The sequence below is a fragment of the Rhizobium sp. BK376 genome, from assembly GCF_004341625.1.
In the GTDB taxonomy this organism is placed as follows: domain Bacteria; phylum Pseudomonadota; class Alphaproteobacteria; order Rhizobiales; family Rhizobiaceae; genus Rhizobium.
The window spans coordinates 16,908-36,600 of sequence record NZ_SLZG01000010.1 but is presented as its reverse complement, the minus strand read 5'-3'; the positions used below and the strand labels follow the sequence as shown (position 1 = coordinate 36,600).

At 59.2% G+C, this 19,693-nt stretch carries 20 protein-coding genes; 11 read left to right on the top strand and 9 right to left on the bottom strand.

What is annotated here, in order from left to right; genetic code table 11:
- Positions 1-230: 230 nt before the first annotated feature.
- The 7 genes from EV561_RS21830 to EV561_RS21800 all read left to right on the top strand — a co-directional run bounded on the left by EV561_RS21830 (position 231) and on the right by EV561_RS21800 (position 7,480).
- A complete protein-coding gene (locus EV561_RS21830) occupies positions 231-830 on the top strand; it encodes a nucleotide exchange factor GrpE (RefSeq protein WP_132524429.1) in 600 nt (199 codons plus the stop codon).
- 602 nt (positions 831-1,432) lie between these two features.
- Positions 1,433-2,512: an ABC transporter ATP-binding protein gene (locus tag EV561_RS21825; protein ID WP_132524428.1), complete on the top strand. Its 1,080-nt coding sequence runs from the start codon at positions 1,433-1,435 to the stop codon at positions 2,510-2,512.
- A 10-nt stretch (positions 2,513-2,522) separates the two neighbouring features.
- On the top strand, positions 2,523-3,593 hold the full coding sequence (locus tag EV561_RS21820; protein ID WP_132524427.1) for an ABC transporter ATP-binding protein: 1,071 nt from the start codon (positions 2,523-2,525) through the stop codon (positions 3,591-3,593).
- 4 nt (positions 3,594-3,597) lie between these two features.
- Positions 3,598-4,464 (top strand): sugar ABC transporter permease, encoded by an 867-nt coding sequence (locus tag EV561_RS21815; RefSeq protein WP_132524426.1) that lies wholly within the window; start codon positions 3,598-3,600, stop codon positions 4,462-4,464.
- Between the two features lie 4 nt (positions 4,465-4,468).
- Positions 4,469-5,386, top strand: coding sequence for a carbohydrate ABC transporter permease (locus EV561_RS21810; protein WP_132524425.1), 918 nt, complete (start codon positions 4,469-4,471; stop codon positions 5,384-5,386).
- Positions 5,387-5,388: 2 nt separating this feature from the next.
- Complete coding sequence (locus EV561_RS21805) at positions 5,389-5,676, top strand: DUF2160 domain-containing protein (protein ID WP_132524424.1); 288 nt, start codon at positions 5,389-5,391, stop codon at positions 5,674-5,676.
- A gap of 76 nt (positions 5,677-5,752) precedes the next feature.
- Complete coding sequence (locus tag EV561_RS21800) at positions 5,753-7,480, top strand: ABC transporter substrate-binding protein (protein WP_132524423.1); 1,728 nt, start codon at positions 5,753-5,755, stop codon at positions 7,478-7,480.
- 63 nt (positions 7,481-7,543) lie between these two features.
- Here the strand turns inward: EV561_RS21800 and EV561_RS21795 are convergent, their stop codons facing one another.
- The 4 genes from EV561_RS21795 to EV561_RS21780 form a co-directional block, all read right to left on the bottom strand.
- Positions 7,544-8,677 carry an amidohydrolase/deacetylase family metallohydrolase gene (locus EV561_RS21795; protein ID WP_132524422.1) on the bottom strand — a complete coding sequence of 378 codons (1,134 nt, stop codon included), beginning with the start codon at positions 8,675-8,677 and terminating at the stop codon, positions 7,544-7,546.
- 114 nt (positions 8,678-8,791) lie between these two features.
- Positions 8,792-9,703, bottom strand: coding sequence for an acetamidase/formamidase family protein (locus EV561_RS21790; RefSeq protein WP_132524421.1), 912 nt, complete (start codon positions 9,701-9,703; stop codon positions 8,792-8,794).
- A 210-nt stretch (positions 9,704-9,913) separates the two neighbouring features.
- On the bottom strand, positions 9,914-10,177 hold the full coding sequence (locus EV561_RS21785) for a hypothetical protein (protein WP_132524420.1): 264 nt from the start codon (positions 10,175-10,177) through the stop codon (positions 9,914-9,916).
- Positions 10,178-10,395: 218 nt separating this feature from the next.
- Positions 10,396-11,016: an ABATE domain-containing protein gene (locus tag EV561_RS21780; protein ID WP_132524419.1), complete on the bottom strand. Its 621-nt coding sequence runs from the start codon at positions 11,014-11,016 to the stop codon at positions 10,396-10,398.
- Between the two features lie 174 nt (positions 11,017-11,190).
- On the opposite strand from EV561_RS21780, the gene EV561_RS21775 reads away from it, so the two are divergent.
- From EV561_RS21775 to EV561_RS21760, 4 genes are all read left to right on the top strand, one after another.
- On the top strand, positions 11,191-11,886 hold the full coding sequence (locus EV561_RS21775; RefSeq protein ID WP_132524418.1) for an alpha/beta hydrolase: 696 nt from the start codon (positions 11,191-11,193) through the stop codon (positions 11,884-11,886).
- Positions 11,887-11,901: 15 nt separating this feature from the next.
- Positions 11,902-12,513: a TMEM175 family protein gene (locus tag EV561_RS21770; protein WP_132524417.1), complete on the top strand. Its 612-nt coding sequence runs from the start codon at positions 11,902-11,904 to the stop codon at positions 12,511-12,513.
- 111 nt (positions 12,514-12,624) lie between these two features.
- Entirely contained in the window at positions 12,625-13,479 is an 855-nt protein-coding gene (locus EV561_RS21765; RefSeq protein WP_132524416.1) for an alpha/beta hydrolase, read from the top strand.
- A 78-nt stretch (positions 13,480-13,557) separates the two neighbouring features.
- On the top strand, positions 13,558-14,328 hold the full coding sequence (locus EV561_RS21760; protein ID WP_132524415.1) for an SDR family oxidoreductase: 771 nt from the start codon (positions 13,558-13,560) through the stop codon (positions 14,326-14,328).
- Positions 14,329-14,410: 82 nt separating this feature from the next.
- Here the strand turns inward: EV561_RS21760 and minE are convergent, their stop codons facing one another.
- From minE to EV561_RS21735, 5 genes are all read right to left on the bottom strand, one after another.
- Positions 14,411-14,671, bottom strand: a complete 261-nt coding sequence (gene minE / locus EV561_RS21755) for a cell division topological specificity factor MinE (protein ID WP_132524414.1) — start codon at positions 14,669-14,671, stop codon at positions 14,411-14,413.
- Positions 14,668-15,483: a septum site-determining protein MinD gene (gene minD / locus EV561_RS21750; protein ID WP_132524413.1), complete on the bottom strand. Its 816-nt coding sequence runs from the start codon at positions 15,481-15,483 to the stop codon at positions 14,668-14,670. Before minD ends, minE begins: the two co-directional genes overlap by 4 nt.
- A 31-nt stretch (positions 15,484-15,514) precedes the next feature.
- Positions 15,515-16,246, bottom strand: coding sequence for a septum site-determining protein MinC (gene minC, locus EV561_RS21745; protein ID WP_132524412.1), 732 nt, complete (start codon positions 16,244-16,246; stop codon positions 15,515-15,517).
- A 288-nt stretch (positions 16,247-16,534) separates the two neighbouring features.
- Positions 16,535-18,220 carry a glycosyltransferase family 2 protein gene (locus EV561_RS21740; protein ID WP_245512818.1) on the bottom strand — a complete coding sequence of 562 codons (1,686 nt, stop codon included), beginning with the start codon at positions 18,218-18,220 and terminating at the stop codon, positions 16,535-16,537.
- Between the two features lie 101 nt (positions 18,221-18,321).
- Positions 18,322-19,413, bottom strand: a complete 1,092-nt coding sequence (locus EV561_RS21735; protein ID WP_245512816.1) for a hypothetical protein — start codon at positions 19,411-19,413, stop codon at positions 18,322-18,324.
- Between the last annotated feature and the right edge of the window lie 280 nt (positions 19,414-19,693).

The following is a 19,693-nucleotide window of genomic DNA, read 5'->3' as shown; positions in this document are numbered from 1 at the left end:
AGGTGCGCTTGCCGAAGCCTGCAAGAGGCAGACACAGTGAAAACTCGGTGCCGTCGACCTGACGGCGACTGAGACTGCGCTCTCCGAACTCAAATCGGCCGCCGCCGGTACCAAGCCGACGTAGTCGAGGCAAAGGCCACGCTCCGAGCCGGACCGCCAGCAAGTTGGCGACGCCGCAAACAAGGTTGCGGCAATTGGCTGAACATGATGTGCAGCCAGGAGTTCGATAGATGACAGAAAACAAGGCCTCCCACGATACAGGCCCCGAGCCGGAGACGAGCGGTTCGGAGTTGTCAAATTCCTCCGCCGAGGATCTCGCAGTAGAATTGGCCGCGGTGAAGGACCGACTGGTGGAAGTGCTGGCCGATCAAAAACACGCTCATGCGCAGGCCCGGCGTGACCGCGATGACGCTGTCCGACACGCCGCCGCGATCTTTGCGCGCGACTTGCTATCGTCAATCGACAATCTGGAACGGACGATCAGGAGCGTGCCGGAAGACAAACTCTACGATCCCGTTGTCGCCAATCTCATGGCAGGCGTCGACGCAACGCGGCGAGCGCTACTGGACACTTTTTGCCGGCACGGCATAAAACGCATCGAACCGCTCGGCGAACGGTTCAATCCCCATCTGCACAAGGCGCGCTTCGAAACTGCCGATTCACGTCACCCTCAGGGGACCGTGACAAGGGTGATCCAGCCCGGCTATCTGCACCAGGGCCAACTTCTGCGACCGGCGGTGGTGGCGGTGAACAGGCTACGCGATTCGCCCCCGGATTATCTGGCGACGGAGACAACCGAGATAGCGGCATCCGTTACCACGACCTTCTGATTGCCGACGCTTTCCGCACGGCACGGTGGACCGCCATCATGCCGGAGTTACCGCGGCTTTCCGGCACGTTTGCTTCATCCTAAATGCGATGAAGTGATACTAAAGGCGCGCTCATCAGTCGCCTATTTAATGCTAGTATCGAACTCGCATCGCTATCGGGCGTAGAGCGGTTTCAATCTGCAAGCGACATTCGTTTGACATTCGAGTGAATTTCGTTCTAACTGTGTTTACTTTCGTTTGTATTTGTTTTGTACAAGCAAGAGGGAGCTCAAGGGGGATGAGCGAGTTTGGGGGTCTGCAGCATTCAAAGATTGGGACGGCGGTAGCTGCCACTAAGGCTGCCGTATGGCTAAGCGCGGTTAGGCGATAATAGGCCGCTGTGTATCGCGGTCGCATGCGTGCGTGGCTGCTCGTTCCAGCCTTTGCATAGGCATGATGACGCTGGAAAAGGTGGGGAATAGGGTGTGCTGGGGATCTGGGAGGATCCCCGCACCGGAAAAACCAAGGCAAGCGAATTGAAGGAGTGCATCGCCGTGCAGGCGGGCTGACGCGCCCGCAGCAGATGGCTTGTGGTCTTGTGGATTGAGGAGGCGCAGACCGGAATGCTTGAACTGAAAGATGTCGCCAAGACGGTGGGCGGTGAATGCCATATTCACCCGACCAATCTCGTCCTGGAGCGCGGGACGCTAAACGTGATGCTGGGACCGACATTGTCCGGCAAGACGTCGCTCATGCGCCTGATGGCCGGTCTCGACAAGCCGACTTCCGGATCGGTGTATTTCGATGGTGTGGATGTCACCGGCGTCCCCGTGCAGAAACGGGCAATCGCGATGGTCTACCAACAGTTCATCAATTATCCCACCCTGACGGTATATGAGAATATTGCCTCTCCCATGCGCATATCGGGCAAGGATAACGCGACGATCGACCGCGAGGTCCGCAAGGCTGCCGAACTTCTGAAGCTGACGCCCTATCTCGATCGCACGCCCCTCAATCTTTCCGGCGGTCAGCAGCAGCGCACTGCGCTCGCCCGCGCGCTCGTGAAGAATGCAAAGCTTGTTCTCCTCGACGAACCCTTGGCCAACCTCGATTACAAGCTCCGAGAGGAGCTTCGCGAGGAGCTGCCGAAAATCTTCGCCGCCTCCGGCGCGATCTTCGTCTATGCGACGACCGAACCTTCCGAGGCCCTGCTGCTTGGCGGGAATACCGCGACACTCAGCGAAGGTCGGATAACCCAGTTTGGGCCGACTATCGGGATCTACCGCGATCCGGGCGATCTGGTGACCGCGGAAACCTTTGCTGACCCGCCGCTCAATCTCCTTCAGGTGGTCAAGACCGACGGCGCCTTCAATCGCGACGGCTCCGCCGTCTTCTCCGTCCCTTCGCATCTGGCAAGGATAGGGGACGGGCCTCTGACGATCGCCTTTCATCCGCATCACCTCGGGCTCACCCCGCAGACCGAAACCGCCGCGAAGCTTCGCATCCGCTCGCTTGTGTCGGAAATCACAGGATCGGAGAGCTTTGTGCATTTGGATAATGAAGGCGTGCGCTGGATCATGCTTGCTCATGGCATTCACGACATCGATCCGGACACGGAAATCGACGTCTACGTCGATACGCGTCATCTGATGGCGTTTGATGCTACCGGTCGCGCGCTCGTCGCCGTGCCACAAGCCGCGTGAGGGGGAGATCATGGCAAGGATCACGCTCGATCACATCAGGCACGCCTACAGCCCCTTCCCGAAATCCGACAAGGATTATGCGCTGAGGGAAGTCGACCACGAATGGAACGACGGCGGAGCCTACGCCCTGCTCGGACCCTCGGGTTGCGGAAAGACGACGCTGCTCAATATCATTTCGGGCCTCGTCCAGCCGTCGCATGGACGCATCCTGTTCGACGGCAAGGACGTTACCGATCTCTCGACGCAGCAGCGCAACATCGCGCAGGTGTTTCAGTTTCCCGTCATCTACGACACGATGACCGTCTACGACAATCTGGCATTTCCACTGCGCAACCGTGGGATCGCGGAGCCGGAGGTCGATCGGCGCGTGCGGGAAATCCTCGAGATGATCGATCTTTCCGGATGGGCAAAGCGGCGCGCGCGGGGCCTGACGGCCGACCAGAAACAAAAGATTTCGCTTGGGCGCGGCCTTGTCCGTTCGGATGTCAACGCGATCCTCTTCGACGAACCGCTGACTGTCATTGACCCACACATGAAGTGGGTCCTGCGCTCGCAGCTCAAGAGATTGCACAAGCAGTTTGGTTTCACGATGGTCTACGTGACCCACGACCAGACGGAAGCTCTGACCTTCGCCGAAAAGGTAGTCGTGATGTATGACGGGCAGATCGTGCAGATCGGCACGCCGGCCGAACTGTTCGAGCGGCCGCGCCATACTTTCGTAGGCTATTTCATCGGCTCCCCGGGCATGAATTTCATGCCTGCCAGCGTCGACGGCCACGCTGTCCGCGTCGGAGATGAGACGCTGTCGCTGGATTATGCGCCGAAGGTCGGCGGCGCCAAGAAGACGGAATTGGGCATCAGGCCGGAATTCATCCGGATCGGCCGCCAGGGAATGCCGATCAAGATCAACAAGGTTGAAGACATAGGCCGGCTGAAAATCGTGCGCGCTCAGTTCGCAGGCATGCCGCTAACTGTAGTCGCGTCCGAAGACGCCGATATTCCGGCCGATGCCAAGGTCACCTTCGATCCGTCGGCGATAGGTATCTACGCCGATTCCTGGCGCGTCGGCAGGGAGGCTTAGACCCATGGATAAGACATGGAACAACAAGGCCTGGTTTTTCGTCCTGCCGATGCTGCTGCTCGTCGCCTTTTCGGCGGTTGTGCCGCTGATGACCGTGGTGAACTATTCGATGCAGGATACGTTCGGCAACAACCAGTTCTTCTGGGCCGGTACGGACTGGTTCACCCAGTTGCTTGCCTCATCGCGCTTCTGGGCCTCCATGGGTCGCAACCTGATCTTCTCGGCGATCATCCTCGCCATCGAGGTGCCGCTCGGGATCTTCATCGCGCTCAACATGCCCAAGAAGGGGTTTGGCGTGCCAGTTTGCCTGGTGCTCATGGCGCTTCCGCTGCTCATACCGTGGAACGTGGTCGGCACGATCTGGCAGGTGTTCGGCAGAAACGATATCGGGCTGCTCGGCTACTACGTTAATGCCCTGGGGATAGACTTCAATTATGTTCAGAACCCGTTCGACGCCTGGGTCACGGTCATCCTGATGGATGTCTGGCATTGGACAAGCCTGGTCGTGCTCTTGTGCTACGCAGGCCTGGTATCGATCCCCGACGCCTACTACGAGGCGGCCAAAATCGACGGCGCTTCCGGGTGGTCGGTCTTCCGCTACATCCAGCTGCCGAAGATGAAGCGCGTCCTGCTGATCGCCGTTCTGCTGCGCTTCATGGACAGTTTCATGATCTACACCGAGCCTTTTGTCGTGACTGGCGGCGGGCCTGGCAATTCGACCACGTTCCTGTCGATCGATCTCGTCAAGACGGCGCTCGGCCAATTCGACCTTGGGCCTGCTGCTGCCATGTCCCTCGTCTACTTCCTCATCATCCTGCTTCTGTCGTGGGTGTTCTACACCGTCATGACGACCTACGACGCGGAGGGCTGAAAACATGTCCGTAAGCCAAGGGACGACCAATGTGGAGCGCCACACCACAAACGGCAAAACGGGCACGGCGCATCTCGCCCAGGATCTGCCGCGCAATGAGGTCCGCCGAATGAGGCGGGAGGGTTCACGGTTCGGTTGGCTGGTGCCGACGATCTATATCATTATCCTGCTTTTACCGATCTACTGGCTCATCAATATGAGCTTCAAGACCAACGAGGAGATCGTAAACTCGCTGACGCTCTATCCGCATGCACCGACATTGCGGAACTACATCATCATCTTCACGGAAAAAGCCTGGTATTCCGGCTACATCAATTCGATCATCTATGTCGTTATGAACATGGTGATTTCCCTGTGTGCGGCCCTGCCGGCGGCCTACGCCTTTTCACGCTACCGGTTCCTCGGTGACAAGCATCTGTTCTTCTGGCTTCTGACGAACCGAATGGCGCCGCCTGCCGTCTTCGCGCTACCCTTCTTCCAGCTCTACTCGGCCTTCGGCCTGATCGACACCCATATTGCCGTGGCGCTCGCCCATTGCCTCTTCAATGTCCCGCTCGCTGTCTGGATCCTCGAAGGCTTCATGTCCGGCGTTCCCAAGGAGATCGACGAGACGGCCTATATCGACGGCTATTCGTTCCCGCGGTTCTTTCTGAAGATCTTCGTGCCCATGATCGCAAGCGGCATCGGCGTCGCAGCCTTCTTCTGCTTCATGTTCTCGTGGGTGGAACTCTTGCTCGCCAGAACGCTGACCACGACGGACGCCAAGCCGATTGCAGCGACGATGACGCGCACCGTTTCCGCCTCGGGCATGGATTGGGGGCTTCTGGCTGCAGCCGGGGTGCTGACGCTCATCCCCGGTGCGCTCGTCATCTACTTTGTCCGCAACTACATCGCCAAGGGCTTCGCGCTGGGGAGGGTGTGAGAATGAACCTCGACTTCACCTGGATGGCCTGGACCTGGCCGACCGCGATCTTCTTTGTCGTGATTGCGCTTTTGATCCTCAGCATGGGGGTCTGGGAATATGTATCGCCGGGCGGAAACCCGCGCATCGGCCTGCTGCGCTTCAAGACGACGCGCGGCGATCGGCTGTTCGTGTCGCTGCTCGGCGCCGCTTTCATTCACCTCGCATGGCTGGGTTTGGTGGGGCCCAACCTGTGGTGGGCTCTCGCCATCTCGGTCATCTACGCCATCGGCGTGTTCCGTTACGTGTGAGCAAATCAATACAGATGGCCGGGGGTACTGGTCGCCTGGAGCATGAAACTGCAATCGCAAACCCTGGGAGGAAATTATGCGAAAGCAATTATTGATGACGACGGCAATTGCGCTGCTTGCGCTATCGGGGATAGCTCATGCCGGAATGAACGAGGCAAAGACATTCCTCGACAAGGAAATCGGCGATCTGTCGACCCTTTCCAGGGCGGACCAGGAAAAGGAAATGCAATGGTTCGTCGATGCGGCCAAGCCTTTCCAGGGGATGGAAATCAAGGTCGTTTCCGAAACATTGACCACGCATAAATACGAATCCGAGGTTCTGGCGCCCGCATTCACGGCAATCACCGGCATCAAGGTGACCCACGACGTCATCCAGGAAGGCGACGTCGTCGAGAAGATCCAGACACAGATGCAGACGGGGCAAAACCTCTATGACGGCTGGGTCAACGATTCCGACCTGATCGGCACGCATTGGCGCTACAAGCAGGTCCGAAACCTCAGCGACTGGATGGAGGGCGAAGGCAAGGATGTCACCAATCCCGGGCTGGACATCAAGGACTTCATCGGCACATCGTTCACGACGGCGCCGGACAAGAAGCTCTACCAGCTGCCCGACCAGCAGTTCGCCAACCTCTATTGGTTCCGCTACGATTGGTTCAACGACGAGAAGAACAAGGCCGACTTCAAGGCGAAGTATGGCTACGACCTCGGCGTTCCCGTCAACTGGTCGGCCTATGAAGATATCGCGCAATTCTTCACCGGCCGCGATGTGAACGGCAAGAAGGTCTTCGGCCATATGGACTATGGCAAGAAGGATCCGTCACTGGGATGGCGCTTCACCGACGCCTGGCTTTCGATGGCCGGCAACGGCGACAAGGGTCTGCCGAACGGTCTTCCCGTCGATGAGTGGGGCATCAAGGTCGACGAGAATTCTCGCCCGGTCGGCTCCTGCGTTGCTCGCGGCGGCGACACCAACGGCCCGGCCGCTGTCTATTCGATCCAGAAATATCTCGACTGGATCAAGGGCTATGCACCGCAGGAATCGCAGGGCATGACCTTCTCGGAATCAGGCCCGGTTCCTGCACAGGGCAATATCGCCCAGCAGATCTTCTGGTACACGGCATTCACCGCCGACATGGTCAAGCCCGGCCTGCCGGTCATGAACGACGACGGCACGCCGAAGTGGCGCATGGCTCCGTCGCCGCATGGCGTCTACTGGAAAGAAGGCATGAAGCTCGGTTATCAGGACGTGGGCTCCTGGACGCTGATGAAATCGACGCCGACCGACCGCGCCAAGGCCGCCTGGCTCTACGCGCAGTTCGTGACCTCGAAGACGGTGGATGTGAAGAAGAGCCATGTCGGCCTCACCTTCATCCGCGAATCCACCATCCGCGACAAGAGCTTCACCGAGCGGGCGCCGAAACTCGGCGGTCTCATCGAGTTCTATCGCTCGCCGGCCCGAGTGCAGTGGTCGCCGACGGGAACGAACGTGCCTGATTATCCGAAGCTGGCACAGCTTTGGTGGCAGGCCGTCGGCGACGCGGCCTCCGGAGCGAAGGATGCGCAGGGTGCGATGGACTCGCTGTGCTCCGAACAGGAAAAGGTGCTGCAACGTCTGGAACGGGCAGGGGTCCAAGGTGACATCGGACCGAAGCTGGCCGATGAGCACGATCTTGCCTACTGGAACGCCGATGCTGTCAAGAAAGGCAATCTGGCGCCGCAGCTGAAGATCGAGAACGAGAAAGAAAAGCCGATCACGGTGAACTACGACGAGCTTGTCAAGAGCTGGCAGTCCTCCAACTAAGCAATGCATTGCAGGGCGGGCTCACAATCCGCCCTGCAAAGACATCGTCCGGCTGAACTCACGCTAAGCGTTGGTGTCGCACCAACGCCCGCCAAGCACCAGGCCCGCGGCAAATATCCGTTCCTCGGCTATTACTCTTTCGCCGACGACATCATCGAGTTCGAATTTTCCCTTCCGCAGATCCAATATGCTCGCGTCGCCGGCGCTCCCGGGCTTGAGGCTGCCCAGATCCGGCTGCTGCAAGGCCTTTGCCGCATTCACGGTCGAAGCGGCGATGACTTCGGGAAGGGGTCTGCCCAATGCCAGGAATTTCGAGAGGGTCGTGACCTGGTCATAGGCTGGCCCATTGATACTGAGCGAGTGGATATCTGACGAAATCGTGTCCGGCATAAAGCCGGCTGCGAGCATGGCCCGTGCCGTCTTCCAGGAAAACGAGCCCATGCCGTGACCGATGTCGAACAGAACACCTCTTTCGCGGGCGGCCAGCACCTCTTCCTTGACCTTGCCCTGTCCGGTGACAGGTGAATTCGGAAAGGGACGGAAGCAATGCGTCAGCACATCGCCGCGCCGCAGCTTTGAAACCACGGCTTCATAGGTTGGCGGTGGTTCGTCGATATGCACCATCAACGGCAGCCCGGTCTCGTCGGCCACCTGAAGCGCGATATCGAGTGGCGCGATACCGTTCGCTCCGCTTGTATGGCGCCCAACCCGCACCTTTATGCCGACAATGACGTCACGGTTGGCGTTGGCGGTCTCGACGGCATCCTGCGCGGCGAGCAGCCGCAGATCCTGGCTCTCGCCGACGGCGACATTTCGCGAAAAGCCAAAAATTCCCGCGAAGGAGATGTGCAGGTAGACCAGGATGCGGACCTGGCTCTGCGCGATCACGTGTTTCCGGAAGCCCGGAAAATTGCCCGGCCCGGCGCTGCCGGTATCGACGCAGGTGGAAACGGCGCTCGCCCGCGCAAATGCGTCGGCATCGACGCCGAGAGAGGTTCCGCCCCAATAGACATGCGTATGAAGATCGATCAGCCCCGGCGTGACAATACGGCCGGATACATCTCGCACTTCCTTGCCGGCCAGATCTTCGCCGATCGCGGCCACCTTGCCGTCAGCAAAGGCCACGTCGGCAATCTTGTCGATATTCTGCGAAGGGTCGATAACCCGGCCGTTCCTGAGAACCAGATCATAGGTCACAAGCAACTCCTCCAGCTTGCAATATCGAGATGCCGGCGCCAGCGCCCAAAAAGGGTAATCGCGAGCGACGGCTGAATTGGGAAGGCAACGCGAATCCGAACGGAGAAATGCTGGTTATCGCTTCTTCAGCCACTTCTTGGCGACGCGGCAGGCCATCGTATAGGCCGGATCGAAGACATTGCCGACATCGTAGCGGACGACCTGGCCGAGCAGATGGCTGGCCGCCGTCTTGTCCAGACCATAGTCGGCGCCGAGCCAGGAGAGCATTTCGCTGGTGGCATGCTGGAGCGCCTGATCGAGCGGTCGGGCGTTGCCGACGGTGAAAATATCATCCGCCGTCTCGCCGCGCGGCCAGACCATCGCTCTGTTTTTCTCGACGCTCAGGCGAACGGTGACTTCGAACGTGGTCTCGATACCGGTGCCGACGATCTCGCCGTCACCCTGCACCGCATGGCAGTCGCCAAGGAAGAACAATGCGCCGGGCGCCGATACGGGGAACCAGATCGTCGCGCCGGGACCGAGCAGCCGGTAATCCATGTTGCCGCCGTATTCCCCGCTGGTCGCGGTCGATATCGCCTGTCCAAGCGATGGTGCGACACCAAAACAGCCGATCATCGGCGCCAGCGGCAACACCAAATCCTCTAGACCGGCGACCGGCTCGGCAAGCGATACGGTCAAAGCCTCACGATCGATCCGCCAAATCACGCTGTCGCGCGGCGGCAAGGTCCGAACATCTTCGGGGTCGACGACGTTGGCCGAAACCACGCTCCGGGTGAAGCCCGTGTCGCGTGTCGGAACCATGGAGAGTATCTCCACCTTCAGCGCATCGCCCTTTTCTGCGCCTTCGACGAATATGGGGCCGTTCATCGGATTGGGGCCGAATGCCTGCCGGACGCCATTCTTGTCGAAGCCGGCGGCGTCGAGCGTCTCGGTGACGATGGTATCACCATCGGCGATGTGCAATGCGGGCGATAGACTGCCGAGCACATTATGGTAGCTGCTGGGAACAAGGCGATGCAGGGTCAAGGTGGCCTCCGGGGTTGTATCAGGCTCATGCCTGTCTATTCCGAATCCAGCCTAGGCGAAAAGCGCATATTTGGACTATATCGGCTTATTATCGATTTGATGATCGGCAGGCGGATAACGAGGAGCGTTCACGGATCGCCGCCGTCCGCGGCTGCGGACGACAAAGGCCGGAACGAAGCTCGCACCGGCCTTTCTCGTCTTGGCTGACGTCTACTGTGCGGGCGCTGCAGGTGCCGGCGTAGCCGGTGCCGGGGTGGCGGGCGCTGCAGGCGGGGTCGCCGGTGCCGTCGTGGTTGCCGGTTGGTTCGTGGTCGTTTGAGCCGGCGGGCTGACCGGTGGCGTTGCTGTGCGCGGCCACATTGACCAGGCGACGGCTGCGATGACGATGACAGCTGCGATTACGCCCCACATCCTCCAGGATTGGTCATGCACGGGCGTCGATTTCAGATCAGGTCGGTTGAAGTCGTTTGCCATTTGACACTCCTCCTCTCGATGTAAACACCATGGACGTGCAAATGTTCCGCGTAGCGTCGGCCGATCACGATTACCTTGTCGTGCGTTCGATCGGTCAAACGGGGTGATGGCCAAAAAGAGACCCGCCGAAGCGGGTCAATGCAAATGGGTGCGCGTACAACTTACAATTCGCGCTTGGGTCAGAATGACACCAAGAAAGTGAATATACCGTTAAGGCGCTAATGCTTTGCCTTGAGCCGGTTTCGATGAGCAGCCTGCTTTGCGCGATTGCCACACATTGCCATGCTGCACCATCTGCGCGCATGGCCTCGCGTGTGGTCCGCAAACAGCAATGTGCAGGCCGGCCCTTCGCATGCCTTGACGTTGGAGAAATCCTCTTCGCAAACAAATTTCGCCATCGCTTCGCCGATCGGCAGAAGCAGGGATTCCGGCGAACGCCACCGCCGCGTCGTCTTGAACGCCAGACCGCCGGGATCGGTTTGGCTCACGAGCTGCATGAATTTCTCATCGCGCTCAAGCAGGCGATTAAGCGGTCCCAGTTCGCCGATGTCCTTGGCCGCAAGCGGCTTGCCCTTGCGATCTCGCACGAAGCCTCTGAACCACTCGCGCAGGCTTCGTGCCTGAGCCGCGACGCTGTCCAGTTCCCCCGGCATGGCCTGTGCCCGTAAGGCTTCGAGCGTTTCGGTTGCTACGAGATCAGCCTGCTGCAGCCAGGCGATGAGCCCATCGCCGTTATCGATCCAGTCAATGGGCGTGTCGATCGGCGTGGCAATCGAATTCAGGAAATCCAGACCGAGTGCATCGGCAATGAATATGGCGGGTGGGCGGTGATCAGGCATCTCGGGATCCTCAGGCGCGTTCGTCCAATGTGCTGACTCATAAATAACCACTCTGAAGCCTCTTGACAAGTTACATCTACCGTATGTAACCTGACTGCATCAACCAAAGGGGTTACCGAAGGTGACGCCTGAAGACGTCTTTTGGAAGCGACGAACCGAGGAAAGGAACGGGAAATGGGAACGAACAAGGTGAGTGTGGTCCTTGCACACGGCGCTTGGGCCGATGGATCAAGCTGGAGCAAGGTGATCGGCCCGCTGAAGGCGGAAGGCCTGGATGTCGTTGCTGCCCCTCTGCCGCTGACCTCGCTTCAGGACGACCTGGCAGCGCTTGAGCGGACGCTGCAGCGGATCGACGGCCCGGTTGTCCTCGTTGGCCACGCCTATGCGGGTGCGGTCGTAGCGTCGACCGACAACGACAAGGTGAGGGCACTGGTCTATATTGCGGGCTTGGCTCCTGATGAGGGCGAAACCGTTGCCGATGTTTTCTATCGCGCCGAGCCCCATCCGCAGGCCCCCAAGCTGGCTCCGGGTGATGACGGCATCATCTGGTTCCCAAATGATGCCTTCGCTGCGGCTTTTGCGCCGAATGCCTCTTCTGAAGAGCTGGATGTCCTAGCTGCGGTTCAACGCCCGATCGCTGTTGCCTGCATCAGCACGCCGGTCGGACAACCGCTCTGGAAGAGCCGGCCGAGCTGGTTCCTGGTGGCCGAACAGGATCGGATGATCGCGGTGGAGACGCAGCAGTTCATGGCAGACAGGATGAAGGCGCAAGTGCGGTCGCATCCTGTTGATCATACGCCGAGCGTCACGGCGCCAGGGGTGGTCAGGGACATCATCCTTGAAGCGGTGCATAACGTCGCGGCCGATTGAGCGGAGGTGAAGTCGATGCTGGATCACAAGACAAGCGTTGAACGCCTCGGCGCGTTCTCCGACGCTGTGATTGCGGTAATCATCACGATCATGGTGCTGGAACTCAAGGCGCCTGAGAGTTCAACATTCGCGGCCCTCGGGCCGCTATGGCCGACAGCGGTGAGTTATGCGGTCAGCTATCTCTTCATCGCAATAATCTGGGTGAACCACCATCATCTGCTTCGCTTCGTCCACCATGTGACAACCCGTTTGATATGGATGAATTTCGCCCATTTGTTCGTCGTGGCATTGGTACCCTTCGCCACGAGCTGGATTGCGCGGACGGAACTGGCTGCCGCTCCGGTTGCGATCTACGCGGCAATTTTCGTCTTTGTGAACATCGCCTATGTCGTGTTCGAACGGGAAATACTGGTCCAGGCGGATCCGGAGCAGTTGTCGCCAAGAGCTCGATCGATCGCCCGCCTCCGGTCGCTCACAACGCTGACAATCTTCGCCAGCGCCGGCCTTTTATCCGTTGTGGCTCCGCTTCTGGGGTTTGCCCTGATCTGCTGCGCCCTCGTCTTCTACTTGCGGCCGGATGTTCCAGAAATCGGCAAGGTTTCGAGGGAAACCCACGCCAAGGGATGACGCTCCGATGACAGCGATCATCGATCGTACCCTCGTGCTAAAATAACCTCTATAACATCATATAAGAAGTTACTGAATCGCCCCTTAAACCCAACACTTGGAGGAAATGCCATGATTACCACCAAATATCAGACTGCGATGATTGACGGACTGAAAGTCTTTTATCGCGAGGCAGGGCCTGCCAACGCGCCCAAGCTCTTGTTGCTGCACGGGTTCCCGAGCGCAGGCCACATGTTCCGGGACCTCATCCCGCTTCTCGCCGATCGATTCCACATCGTCGCACCCGATCTGCCTGGCTTCGGCCAGACCGATATGCCGGCGCGCGAGCAGTTCACCTATACGTTCGACAACATCGCCACCGTTATCGAACGCTTCACCGAGGTGATCGGCTTCGATCGCTTTGCGGTCTACGTGTTCGATTACGGCGCGCCGACCGGTTTCCGGCTGGCAATGCGTCATCCCGAGCGGATCACGGCAATCATCTCACAGAATGGCAACGCTTATGAGGAAGGGCTGAGCGATGGATGGAACCCCATTCGCGCCTATTGGCAGGACCCTTCGCCGGCAAACCGCGAAGCTCTAAGGGGCATGCTGACGCCGGAGACCACCAATTTTCAATATACGCATGGCGTCCCGGATACGGCGACCGTATCTCCGGACGGCCAGTCTCTGGATAATTTCTATATGATGCGCGCGGGCGCGACGGACATCCAGCTGGACCTGTTCGGCGACTACAAGAGCAACGTCGGACTCTATCCGGCATTCCAGAATTACTTCCGGACCCACCAGCCACCTTTCTTGGCAGTGTGGGGGAAGAACGATCCGTTCTTCCTGCCGCCGGGTGCCGAGGCGTTCAAACGGGACATGCCCGCTGCCGAGATACGCTTCTTCGATACAGGTCACTTTGCCCTGGAGACGCACGCAGCAGAGATTGCGACAGTCATCAGAGACTTCCTGGCTCGCTAGTTTGCAACTCGCTCGCCCTCACACCGTCAGGGTGAGGGCGACTGACCCCACCGATGCTTAGGAACAAGGAAGATTGACATGTCAGACGCTGTTGCAGTCGTCACGGGCGCAAGCCAGGGTATCGGCCAGTCTACCGCCATTCGATTGGCGCGGGATTTTTCGTCCGTCGTGCTTGTCGCGCGGGACCGGACGAAGTTGGAGGAAACAGCAGCGGCGGTGAAGGCCGTCGGTGCCGCGCCCCTGGTTATCGACCGCGATCTCTCGGATCCGCCGGCGGCCAAGGCCGTCGTGGACCAGACGCTGGCAGAATTCGGTCGCATCGATGCGTTGCTCAATATTGCCGGCGCAGTTCCGCAGATCGATCTCTTCGATATGACGGATGAGCAGTGGGATAGTGGACTGGCGCTCAAGCTTCATGGCGCGCGGCGCCTGACCATTGCGGCGTGGCCGGCACTGAAGGAAGCCAAGGGTTCGGTTGTCCTGATGTCGGGGAATTCAGCGCTCTTCCCCAAGGCGCCCTATGCGGCGGTCGGCACGATCAACGCGGCGATCGTGGCCTTGGCCAAGGCATTTTCCGATCGGGGCATTACCGATGGTGTCCAGGTCAACAGCGTCCTGCCCGGCCCGGTCATGACGGGGCGCCGCCGATCCTACCTGAAGCATTGGGCATCGATCCACGATATGACCGAGGAAGCAGCAACGCTGAAATTCCCTCAGGAGGCCGGGATAGCCCGATACGGTGAACCGGAAGAAATTGCCGAGCTGATGGCGTTTCTTGTGTCGCCGGGCGCGCGCTGGATGACCGGATCAACGCTTCGCATGGATGGCGGTGAGGTCAAGTCGATCTAGAGGCGATCGCAGGAGCCGGGCGAGGGGATGGATTCAATCCTGGTAAGGGGCAGACAGTGGTTGCACTGTCTGCCCCTTATCGTCACGCGGCCTGCATGGTCGCATTGAGCGGAATTTCGACATCGATCTCGAGGATCGAAACGTATTCCTCACGGTCAATCTTGATGCGAACCTTGTCGTTATCGACCTGCACGTGTCTGGCTATCACGGACAGGATCTCCTCGCGCAGCACGGCGATCAGGTCGGAACCGGTCGAGGAGCGCTCGTGAGCCAGAAGGAGCTGCAGGCGCTCGCGCGCCATGGGCGCAGACTGTTGCTTCCGGAAAATCTTGAAAATGCTCATGCGGCCCTCCTTGCGAAGATTTTGCCGAAGATTCCTCGCTTTTCCTCAGGAATGGTGATCGGTAAAGCCTCTCCCGCCAGCCGACGAGCGGCGTCGAAATAGGCGAGCGCCGGCGCGCTGCGGGCATCGGCAAGCGTAACCGGCGCACCGATGTTGGATGCGCGAAGAACATCCATGCTTTCCGGAATGATCCCGATGAGAGGGATGGAAAGGATTTCCAGAACGTCGTCGACCTTGAGCATATCGCCGCGTTCTGCACGGTTGGGGTCGTAGCGGGTCAGGAGCAGGTGCTTCTCCATGCGCTCCCCGCGCTCGGCCTTGAGCGTCTTGGAATCGAGGAGCCCGATGATGCGATCGGAATCGCGCACCGAGGAAACCTCGGGGTTGGTGACAACAACGGCCACATCGGCATGCCGCATGGCAAGAGTTGCGCCACGCTCGATCCCTGCTGGGCTGTCGCAAATGATCCAGTCGAAATGGCGCTTGAGTTCGCTGATAACCCGCTCGACGCCTTCAGCCGTCAGATTGTCCTTGTCGCGGGTTTGCGATGCCGGCAGCAAATACAGCGTTTCCAGCCGCTTGTCCCTGATCAGGGCCTGCGGCAGCTTGGCATCGCCCTGGATCACATTGACCAGGTCATAGACGACACGGCGTTCGGCGCCCATAACGAGATCGAGGTTTCTTAAGCCGACGTCGAAATCGACGACCACGACTTTCTCGTTTCTCTGTGCGAGAGCGGCCCCAAGAGCGGCCGTCGATGTCGTCTTGCCTACCCCGCCCTTTCCAGACGTGACGACGATTACCTTCCCCATTTCTGCTCTCCTGTTGTTGGCCGGCTCCGGCTCAGTTTAGTTTCTCAGCCATGATCGTTTCCCCCTCGAGCCAAAGCTGGACCGCTTGTCCGCGAAGGCCGGGGGCCATGTCTTCTGCCATTTTGTAGATGCCATCGATCGCGAGCAGCTCGGCTTCGAGCTTGCGGCAAAAGATTCGCGCGGAGGCATTCCCGAGCGACCCGGCCATGGCCCGACCTCTCAGCGCCCCATAGATATGGACCGATCCGCCTGCGATGATTTCAGCCCCTGATGCGACCGATCCGACAATGGTGACATCTCCTTCCGGAAAGATCACCGACTGCCCGGAGCGGACCGGCTCCCTGATGATAAGGGACTGAAGGGCCGTGCGGGTCTCTGCCAAGACCGGCTTGCTCTCGTCGTTGCTCGGCACAACCGACGGCTCGGATGCACCAACCTCGACGTCAGAGGCAGGTCGCCCACCCTTGAGCGCCGGCGGCATGCCGGGACCGATGATCGATGGGCGCCCACCTTCGATACCCATGATGCTCACATTGCGCCCTGCAAGCTCTGCAATGAGTTCCTTCAACTGCGGGCGATCGATCGCCAGATCGGTGATGTCGAGCACGACAGGCCGCCCGAGAAAGAAGCCCGCGGAGCGCGCAGCAAGATCATCCAGCCTCGCCAACCAATCGGCAACAGGTAGATCGGGCGTAAGGACGACCGCAAGAAAGGAGCGGCCCTTGATACGGATTGAGGGAGCGTCTGTTAGCACTTTGGTCATCTGCGTTAAAAATTCGTTGACCAATGTTTAGTGCCGATATGGTTAATGAGTGGTTAATTTTGGTTGAAATCCGTCCATTCGAGAACGCTTGCTGGAAACGCGCACGATTGCGTATGCTTCCGGCCTGCAGGACAGAACCGGCACATAATGCTCGTCGCGGTTAGCGCTGAGATGCTTATTGTTGTCGAAACACACGAGGCGGGTTTACCGATCGAAGCTTGCACGGCATGGGAATCGTCAAACTTTCCGAGATGGGACACCAGGCGCTGCAGCAAGGTCAGGGCAATGCTATCCCTCTGCCCATGGAAGCGCTACGCGCGGGGGAAATGCGAGTCGACAATCTGTCGCCTTATCGGAGAGGTTTGGGCTGTAGAAAGGGTCCTCAGCGATCTTGTCGCCCCACCGCTCCAGCATAGCCGCCTTGTCGCGCTCAAGTCTGGCCCGACGGGCGCCACCATCGTCAAGGCCGCGTGAAGCCGACTCGAGATGATATAGATGCGCATGGGGCGTATAAATGATTCTCAGCCCGCTGCTGCGCACGCGCAAGCAGAAATCTATATCGTTATATGCAACGGGAAAGCTTTGTTCATCGAGCCCCCCGAGACGCTGATAAACTTCATGCCGGGTGATGAGACATGCTGCTGTGACACATGTGACATCTTGCGCAACGGCCACTCGGCCATGATAGCCCGCTTCTCCAGCGGGTAGGCCTTTATGGATATGGGAAGCTACGCCGATTCCGAGCACGACGCCGGCGTGCTGAACCGTATCGTTGCCATAATGTAGCAGCGCGCCGACCGCACCGACGTCCGAGCGTGCAGCGTGGCTTGCCATCTCACGCAGCCAGCCGGGCTCCTTGACTGCAAGGTCGTTATTGATGAGGCCGAACAGCGCGCCAGTTGAGGCCGCTGCTCCTAAATTGTTGAGCCGCGAGAAGTTGAACGGACCATCATCACGCAGCACTTTTACCCGAGGATCACTGCCAAGGCTGTTGAGGTAGGCATGAGTCTCGGCCTCGACGCTGCCGTTGTCGACGATGAGGATCTCAAGATCGGGCCAATCGGTCTGGTGGCGCAGACCTTCGATGCACGTTGAGAGCAATTGATGCCTGTCGCGTGTCGGCACACAAAGCGATATGCGAGGCTCCGGATGCGGTGTTGGCCACACGACATGACGCCAACCGGTTTCACCGCTGTCATCGCTATGAATTTCAAGACCGTGCCGGCCCGCAAGGGGTGAGGTTCGAACGGTATCGGTGAATGCATCGGGCTCCGCGCGAGGCGCATCGGCTCTTCGATGATAGAGCACGAACGGCAGGTGCTGGATCGAGACATCGTCCTGTGCTGCAAGCCGCAACCAGGTCGCATAGACCGCGTTGGTAAGCGACCATCTGTCTGTATCCTGTGAGGCCGCAGCCAGAACGGTTTCACGGCTCAGAATGCAGGACCTAAGCGTATAGGCTTGGGCCAACACCAAATCGGGGCTCCAGGCACCCTTAAACCATGGGTCGGAGCGCCGACCCGCCGAATCGATGCGGTCCTCATCAGCGTAGAGCGCCTTAGCGTCCGGGCTTGCTGCAAATCCGAGCGCGAAAGCCGTCAATGCCGCCGGTGACAGCTGGTCACCCGCCACCATTGGCGCGATGAGCGTACCTGATGCGGCCTTCAGCAATTCTGCAAAGACCGTGCGGTCGCTGCGTTTGGCCGCAAAGACTTTGACGGGTGTACCGCCCTTTCGGACGCGGAAGTCTGCTGGCGGATTGACGAGGATTGCCTCCCATCGATCATAGATCTGCTCGTCGATAGACCGCAGGCTCAACTCGATGTGCTCGGGGCTTGCGTCGGCGGCGTCGATCAGGACCGATATTATCGGATGTTTGGCAAGTTTCTGCTGCAGCGCGATGAGACGGCGGCGCTCGGACAGGCCGATTGTCGCGTAGCGGCTCACCCAGTCAGCATATGTTAGCTTGTCCACTGGCGCCAAGGGACCGATGGGGGCTTTCGAGCCATTGCCCAGTCGTTTGCGCGCAGCCGCTAAAAGTCGCCGCGGTAAAGTTAGCATGTTATTAACATCCATCATGCCCTTCGCCTTGGCCGCTTCCCTTCGCTGGTGCGGCCCACGTCTGCAGCGATTTTGTCGAGGATGTGGCCGACAGCATCGCCCTCGATCACATGTCGCATGCGAAACTCTTTCATGCGACACTGCAGCTCGCTTGAACCAACGCGGACCCCGTCAATGAAACTCAACCAGCTGCCAGCATCAGTCAGAATTGGCAAGGGTTCATACACTGGCAACGTCATGCCATAACCAACAACGGCGACTGGGCAAGTTGCGCCAGCGGCATCAAGGGCTACAGTAGAAGGTGTTGTGATCACGGCGTCGACAGAGCCGATAATTGCGCCGGCCGTATAGTGCTCCCAAGGCGACACTGTAGGATCGGCCAAAACGATATTACTAGGCGCATCCGCCAGCAAGTGTTTGTTTTTAGCCAGATATCTGCCAGCGTGGTGGGGCTTCAACAGGAACGTCATCTCCGGACGTGCCGCCGCGACTTGTCGCAGATCTCGGATGAATGTCTCGCGATAGCTATCGGTATAGCGTTCCCAATGCAGGTTCTCAAACACTGCCACCACGGGACCAGTCTGAGATTGAAGAGGCAATTCCACCCGGGGAGGCTGCTGTGGCTTCGGTGTCCCGACAGCGAAACAGCGTGCTCGCATTGTCGGATTTACCTCTGCCGGCAGTTTTTCGACGGGACCCCAGGTCAGAATGGTCGACGAGGCCATCTCGATCGGGCCATCATGATCGGGGTAGGGTTCAAAATAGGTCAGCCCGATATTCTCCAGCCCGTGCTGCAGCGTGTAAGTCGGAATGGCGCGATTATTGGCTCGGCGCACGACTGCATGGGGGACGCGGTGAGCCGGATGGTTGGTTTCACACGCAGTGATCACCGCACCGATCCTGCCGAGATCGGGTTCCAAACCCTCGATGGCGTCTTTCTTTGTTATGACCAAGGGGACCACGGAGCGGGCGAGCAATTCACGTGACACACGCGGCGAAATCTTGTCGAGCCAGTCGGTGATTGCGACTGTGACTGCGAAGCGGCGGTCAGTCCGCATCCGCTCCACAATTGGCAGGACCACATCAAGATCCTGAATCAGGTCCATAAGGACCAAGACCTTAACCCGTGGCGGCGAACCTTTGAGACGGGCTGTAGCAGCCTGTTGCAGGGCTTGCTTGATAGCGCCCGTCCATTGCCGGGCACTTGTTACCGGGTCGACTCGGGATATGGTTTGCCGGCTGGCATCTGGGGTGGACGTTGTCACGACGCTAAGGTGCGATGCTCTTGGCGTGCGGCCTGGTTCCGCCTTAGGGGACAGTTTTACCGCAATCGATCTAAACCGCGCCGCAAGCCGCCTCGCCACGGCTTTGGGTATGCGCGTCAGC

Coding starts and splice junctions, on each gene's coding strand:
- EV561_RS21825 (WP_132524428.1), top strand. CDS start 1,433: ATGCTTGAACTGAAAGATGTCGCCAAGACGGTGGGCGGTGAATGCCAT.
- EV561_RS21765 (WP_132524416.1), top strand. CDS start 12,625: ATGATTACCACCAAATATCAGACTGCGATGATTGACGGACTGAAAGTC.
- EV561_RS21815 (WP_132524426.1), top strand. CDS start 3,598: ATGGATAAGACATGGAACAACAAGGCCTGGTTTTTCGTCCTGCCGATG.
- EV561_RS21780 (WP_132524419.1), bottom strand. CDS start 11,016: ATGCCTGATCACCGCCCACCCGCCATATTCATTGCCGATGCACTCGGT.
- EV561_RS21810 (WP_132524425.1), top strand. CDS start 4,469: ATGTCCGTAAGCCAAGGGACGACCAATGTGGAGCGCCACACCACAAAC.
- minE (WP_132524414.1), bottom strand. CDS start 14,671: ATGAGCATTTTCAAGATTTTCCGGAAGCAACAGTCTGCGCCCATGGCG.
- minC (WP_132524412.1), bottom strand. CDS start 16,246: ATGACCAAAGTGCTAACAGACGCTCCCTCAATCCGTATCAAGGGCCGC.
- EV561_RS21770 (WP_132524417.1), top strand. CDS start 11,902: ATGCTGGATCACAAGACAAGCGTTGAACGCCTCGGCGCGTTCTCCGAC.
- EV561_RS21820 (WP_132524427.1), top strand. CDS start 2,523: ATGGCAAGGATCACGCTCGATCACATCAGGCACGCCTACAGCCCCTTC.
- EV561_RS21760 (WP_132524415.1), top strand. CDS start 13,558: ATGTCAGACGCTGTTGCAGTCGTCACGGGCGCAAGCCAGGGTATCGGC.
- EV561_RS21785 (WP_132524420.1), bottom strand. CDS start 10,177: ATGGCAAACGACTTCAACCGACCTGATCTGAAATCGACGCCCGTGCAT.
- EV561_RS21735 (WP_245512816.1), bottom strand. CDS start 19,413: ATGGACCTGATTCAGGATCTTGATGTGGTCCTGCCAATTGTGGAGCGG.
- EV561_RS21805 (WP_132524424.1), top strand. CDS start 5,389: ATGAACCTCGACTTCACCTGGATGGCCTGGACCTGGCCGACCGCGATC.
- EV561_RS21800 (WP_132524423.1), top strand. CDS start 5,753: ATGCGAAAGCAATTATTGATGACGACGGCAATTGCGCTGCTTGCGCTA.
- EV561_RS21830 (WP_132524429.1), top strand. CDS start 231: ATGACAGAAAACAAGGCCTCCCACGATACAGGCCCCGAGCCGGAGACG.
- minD (WP_132524413.1), bottom strand. CDS start 15,483: ATGGGGAAGGTAATCGTCGTCACGTCTGGAAAGGGCGGGGTAGGCAAG.
- EV561_RS21775 (WP_132524418.1), top strand. CDS start 11,191: ATGGGAACGAACAAGGTGAGTGTGGTCCTTGCACACGGCGCTTGGGCC.